The following is a 5,463-nucleotide window of genomic DNA, read 5'->3' as shown; positions in this document are numbered from 1 at the left end:
CGGCGCCACCGTTTCCGTGGCCGCCGGTGGCGACGTCGCCGCCACTGCATCACCCGGGGTTGCCGCGACCGGCGGCGGCGATGTCGGCATGCCCGTCACGCTGCTGCCGGGGGTTGCTTCCGGGACCGGCAAGGTGCCGGTCGGCGTGTCGTCGTCCGCGACCGCGGGGACCGCTTCCGGCGACGTCGCGCTGTCGTGTCCGCGGCATGCCGCGAGTGCAAGCGGCAGCACGAGCGCGAGCGCCGCGCGCGCTACGCCGCGATCACTCGCCGAGTTTGACCACCACCTGCCCATCCTCAATCTTCGTCCCCTCGACACGGCGCGCGCCCAGGCGGCCGATCAGCGAATCATCGAACCGGTAGATCGGTTCCTTCTGCGACCAGTCCGATAGCCAGTCGTTGAGCGCGGAGCGGAACGTGTCAGCCATCCGGCCGCCGAGCGCGCCCGCTTCCACGCTCTCGATGCGCGGCTCGTAGAGATGCAGGCCGCGTGTCGCTGGATCGTAGCGCAGCGAACTGGTGAGCGTGAACGAACCGTCCGGCGTTCGGCTGGCATGCCCGAGCGCGCCGGCGGCGAAATCGAAGTCGACCCGCAGGCGGCGCTCGCCGGCAGGAATCGACAGCCGCGGATTCATCAATGTCAGCGTGACGAGGCCGCCCAGCTTCTGGTAGTCCCGCGGAAAACCCTTGGCGAGCCGCGCCTGGATCTGTGGCTGGCTGAAGCTGATCGTGTCGGATCCCAGCAGCGTGCCGACGGTGGAGCAGGCCGTGCCCAGGAACACGGCGGCGGATGCGGCGAAGACGAGGGCAGGCAGGGAACGACGCATGGAAGGCCTCCACGAACAGTGGGGGCACGTTGAAGGCCCGAAAGTGAATGCAAGGTCAGCGGCCCGGCGCGCGTCGGGGCATCTTCACGACCCGCGCGCAACGCTGTGGCGACGCTTTCGCCACCCCGCTCCGGAGCGCACTGATGCGCCGCCTTCTCCCCCTGATCGCGTTGGTCTGCGCGATTCCCGTCTCAGCCGTGGCGCAGGACATCCACATGCGCGGCGTGTTCAACCTGGTCCGCGCGCCCGCCGCCGACGTGCGTCCGCCGACGGGCGAAGCGCGCGCTGTGATCGACGACGACGGACGCGTTCGCGTGGACCTCGTGGTTTCCGGTCTGGTCGAGCATCCGACATCGGCGACGTTGCACACCGGCAGCGCCGGCGCCAACACCGAGCAGGTGGCGCGGATGGACGTGGCGGCCAGCGGTGACGAGGCGCGCGTCATAGGTGGCCGCGTCGAGCTGACGCCGATCGTCGCGCAGCAGTTGCGGGCGTCGGGGGGCTACATCGTGCTCCACACCAGCGAACATCCCGACGGCTTCCTGCGCGCGCAGCTCCTGACGCAGGCGCGCACGCTGGGCACTGTCAGCAACGGCCCGTGACGTTCGCCGCGAGTAAACCGCGGCTGAGCGTTTAACGCGAAACTTACCGGGTTCAGGAAGCGGTAATAGCCCCGACCCGAGGATGCAGATGCGCCATCCCGGCGTCAGGAGCACCCCATGAAGCACCTCACCGCCACCGTCCTCGCGCTCGCCCTGACTGCAGTGGCCGGTACGGCGTCGGCGCAGTACTCCTCATATCCGGCGAACAACGGTTATTCCAATAGCGGCTATTCCAACCGAGGCTATTCGTCGCAGGGCGCGTTCTCCGATTACGCCCGCGTCGTGCGCGTCACACCCGTTTATGACTCACGCGGCGCCTATGCGGCCGGCACCGGCGGGCAGCGCTGCACGGAGAGCCGCACGTATTCCGGCTACAGCAACAGCAACGGCCGCTACTACGACCCCAACGATCGCAACGGCGACGGTTATCCGGACAACGGCTACGCGAGCAACGGCTATGGCAGCGATGCTTACGGCCGCGATCCGTACGCCCGTGACCAATACGGCTATCCGCGACAGGCCACGCAGGGTGGCAGCACGGCTGCGACTGTGATCGGCGGAATCGTGGGCGCGGTGGTCGGCAGCCAGGTCGGTGGCGGCAGTGCGCGTTACGCGACGTCGGCGATCGGCTCCATGGTGGGTGGCATCGCGGGCAGGCAGGTCTACGAAAACGCGCATCGCCAGACCCAATACCCGCCGCGCGTGGGCCGCGTCGTCTCCTGCGATCCGATGACTGACAACGCTTACCAGAGCGGCCGCAATGTCTCGATGTATGACGTGACCTACGAGTACGGCGGGCGCAACTACACGACCCGCACCACCTACGACCCGGGCAGCCGCATCCGCGTGCTGGTCGACGTTCGCCCCGAGTAAGCGACAAGTGCGGTAACCGAAAAGGCCGGCCAATCGCCGGCCTTTTCTTTTGTCGCTAGTCCTCTTCGGCCTTGGGCCGGTAACTCTCGACCAGCTTCTGCTGCACGCTCGCGGGCACGGGCTCGTAGTGGCTGAAATCCATTGAATACCGCCCCCGGCCGGCGGTGATCGACTTCAGCTCTGCGGCGAACCCTTCGAGTTCCGACAGCGGCACCTGCGCCTTCACCGAGACTTCGCCACGCGCGCCGTCTGTGCCGACGATGCGTGCGCGCTTGCCCGCGAGATGCCCGCTGACGTCGCCCATGTGCGCCTCCGGTGCGACGACCTCGAGATCGACGATCGGCTCGAGTACCTGCGGCCGCGCTTTCAGTACGGCGTCGACGAATGCGCGCTTGCCGGCTGTGACGAACGCGACTTCCTTGCTGTCCACCGGATGGTGCTTGCCGTCGTACACCGTGACGCGGACATCCTGCAGCGGATAACCGGCGAGCGCGCCCGTCGACATCGCCTGCCGCACGCCTTTCTCCACGGCCGGGATGAACTGTCCCGGGATCGTGCCGCCTTTGACCTCGTCGGCGAATTCGAACCCGCCACCGCGATCGAGCGGTTCGATGCGCAGGAACACTTCACCGAACTGGCCGGCGCCGCCCGTCTGCTTCTTGTGCCGATGGTGCCCGTCGGCCCGCGTTGAAACCGTCTCGCGATACGCGATGCGCGGCGGCCGCGATTTCACCTCGACGCCATAGCGCTCCCGCAGCCGATCGATGTTGACGCGCAGGTGCAGGTCCGACAGGCCCCGCACGATCGTCTCGTTGGTCTCGGCGATGTGCTCGACCTGGAAGCAGGGGTCCTCCTCGGCGAGCTTGTGCAGCGCCGTCGCGAGCTTCTGCTCCTGCCCACGGCTGGCTGCGTCGACTGCAAGGCCGAACATCGGGCGCGGAAACGCGAGCGGCGCGAGATGGATCTGGTCCTCGTCGTGGCTGTCGTGCAGCACGGCGTCGAAATGCAATTCCTCGATCTTCGCGACCGCCGCGATGTCGCCCGGCAGTGCCTGGTCGACTTCGACGTGTTCCTTGCCTCGCAGCTTGAACAGGTGCGCCACGCGGAACGGCTTTCGGCTGTCGTCGACGAAGAGCTGCGTGTCGCGCTTCACCGTGCCCTGGTACACGCGGAAGACCGCGAGCTTGCCGACGAAAGGGTCGTTGACGATCTTGAAGACGTCGGCGATGACGTGAGCGTCCGGGTCAGGTCGCGCCTCGATCGGCTCGGAACCTTTCACGAACGCGGGTGGGTTGGCTTCGCCGGGGTGCGGGAACAGGCGTTCGGCCACCTCGAGCAGCTCGGTTACACCGACCCCTGTGCGCGCCGAGCAGAACACCACGGGCACCAGGTGCCCCTCGCGCAGGCACTGCTCGAACGCGTCGTGCAGTTCCTGTCCGCCCAGGCCGCCTTCGCCGAGGTCGAGGTAATGCTCCATCACGGTTTCGTTGATCTCGACCACCTGGTCGATGATCTTCTGGTGCCATTCGGCGACGGGGCCCAGGTCGCTTTCGCCCTCGTTCGTGCCGAAGCAGTCGACCACGCGAGCGCCGCCGTCCGCGGGCAGGTTGAGCGGCAGGCACTCCGGGCCGAACGCGGCACGCACGGCGTCGAGCACGTCGCCGCAGCTGCCGTGGTCGATCTTGTTGACGACGATGGCGCGGCAGAGCCCGCGATTCTTCGCGTACTCCATCATCCGGCGGGCGCCGTATTCGACGCCCGCGTCGCACGCCACCACGACCGCGACGGTTTCCACCGCCGCCAGCGCCGAGAGCGCGGGGCCGCGGAAGTCGGGATAACCGGGCGTGTCGATCAGGTTGACGTGGATGGACGCGTGGTCGGTACTGGCGATGCCGACGTCGATCGAATGGCCGCGCTGTTTCTCCACCGGGTCGTGGTCGGACACCGTGTTGCCGCGCTCGATGGTGCCTGCCGCCTGGATCGCGCCGCCGGCATGCAGCAGGGCTTCGAAAAGCGTGGTCTTGCCGGCGCCGGGATGGCCCGCGAGGGCCACGTTGCGGATCTGTTCTGTGCTGTAAGCCATGGCCGGGAGCTCCTGTGGGGGGAGGGGAGCAGCCGTCGGGCGCGGCGTCGTACAGGCGTCATGTCCGGCCGCATCGAAGGCCTCGGGAGGCCCGGTCGATGCGCCGTCATGGCTGTCCGCGAGCGCGCCTGCGCAGGCGCGCGGCGGTCCGTCATGGCGGGGCTGGTTGCACGATAGCGCGCGCCCGTTCAGCCGTCGCGTTGCGCTGCACAAGCGGTGGCGATCGTCCCGTCACGGTCGTTTTCGTCGGGCTGACTACGCTGCGGCCTCCGCACACTAGGAGTCGCCGATGGCCATCACCCGTCATGCCACCGCCCGCTGGGAGGGCGACCTGAAATCCGGCGTGGGCCGGCTCAATACCCCGCAGAGCGGCGTGTTCAAGGACACGCGCTACGGTTTCAACACACGCTTCGGCGACGAAAAGGGAGCCAATCCCGAGGAGCTGATCGCCGCCGCGCATGCCGGCTGCTTCGCGATGGCGTTGTCGGCGCAGCTGACCGAGGCCGGCCACCCGCCGACCTTCATCGAGTCGCGGGCGGACGTCGAGCTTTCGATGGACGGCGGCCCGCACATCACGCAGGTCAAGCTGACGGTGCGCGGGCAGGCACCGGGCGTGTCGGCGGACGAATTCCGGCGTTACGCCGAGGACGCCAAGACCAATTGCCCGATTTCGAAGGTGCTGGCCGCGGTGCCGATCTCGCTTGACGTGCAGGACTGAGCGGCAGTCACCAGTCGATTGCGCCGGTGACCACAGTGCGCACGTGGCCGCCGGACCACACGTCGCCGGCGTCGTCGACGCGCAGCTGCAGGCTTGCGTCGTATCCGACTTCCCGCCCCTGGCTGACCACGTAGCGGCCGTCGCGGCCGGGCAGGCGGTCGTTCTGGGAGAGCCATGCGGCGAGCGTGGCGTTGGCCGCACCGGAAGCGGCGTCCTCGAACTGGGCGGGCGCTCCGACGAACGCGCGCACGACCAGGTCATAGCCGGTCCCGCTGTCGGCGCGCGCGAACGCGCAGACACCCATGCTCTCGGTGCGCTGCGCGAGCTGCGAGATCGCGCCCCAGGCCGGTTCCAGCGAGCG

The 5,463-nt window shown here is 68.3% G+C and carries 6 protein-coding genes and 1 pseudogene; 3 read left to right on the top strand and 4 right to left on the bottom strand.

Annotated features, from left to right (window positions below; all coding sequences use genetic code 11):
• A pseudogene (locus FW784_RS14670) lies at positions 1–294 on the bottom strand (hypothetical protein); the annotation flags it as partial.
• A complete protein-coding gene (locus FW784_RS12315; protein WP_149353632.1) occupies positions 263–826 on the bottom strand; it encodes a YceB family lipoprotein in 564 nt (187 codons plus the stop codon). The pseudogene FW784_RS14670 and the gene FW784_RS12315, both read right to left, overlap by 32 nt.
• Before the next feature lie 143 nt (positions 827–969).
• Between FW784_RS12315 and FW784_RS12310 the strand changes: the two genes are divergently transcribed.
• Entirely contained in the window at positions 970–1,428 is a 459-nt protein-coding gene (locus FW784_RS12310; RefSeq protein ID WP_187770798.1) for a CHRD domain-containing protein, read from the top strand.
• A gap of 117 nt (positions 1,429–1,545) precedes the next feature.
• The gene (locus FW784_RS12305) at positions 1,546–2,301 is read left to right on the top strand and encodes a glycine zipper 2TM domain-containing protein (RefSeq protein WP_149353630.1); all 756 of its coding nucleotides are present in this window, start codon (positions 1,546–1,548) and stop codon (positions 2,299–2,301) included.
• 55 nt (positions 2,302–2,356) lie between these two features.
• Here the strand turns inward: FW784_RS12305 and fusA are convergent, their stop codons facing one another.
• Positions 2,357–4,384: an elongation factor G gene (gene fusA / locus FW784_RS12300; RefSeq protein WP_149353629.1), complete on the bottom strand. Its 2,028-nt coding sequence runs from the start codon at positions 4,382–4,384 to the stop codon at positions 2,357–2,359.
• 289 nt (positions 4,385–4,673) lie between these two features.
• On the opposite strand from fusA, the gene FW784_RS12295 reads away from it, so the two are divergent.
• Positions 4,674–5,102: an OsmC family protein gene (locus FW784_RS12295; RefSeq protein WP_149353628.1), complete on the top strand. Its 429-nt coding sequence runs from the start codon at positions 4,674–4,676 to the stop codon at positions 5,100–5,102.
• Between the two features lie 7 nt (positions 5,103–5,109).
• On the opposite strand, the gene FW784_RS12290 is transcribed toward FW784_RS12295, so the two are convergent.
• Positions 5,110–5,463: PhzF family phenazine biosynthesis protein (locus tag FW784_RS12290; RefSeq protein WP_149353627.1), on the bottom strand; the 354-nt coding region annotated here is incomplete at its 5' end.

Origin of the sequence: Cognatilysobacter lacus (genome assembly GCF_008274655.1) — a bacterium.
Classification (GTDB): domain Bacteria; phylum Pseudomonadota; class Gammaproteobacteria; order Xanthomonadales; family Xanthomonadaceae; genus Cognatilysobacter; species Cognatilysobacter lacus.
The sequence above is the reverse complement of the archived record's forward strand: the minus strand, read 5'-3'. Positions and strand labels throughout refer to the sequence as shown.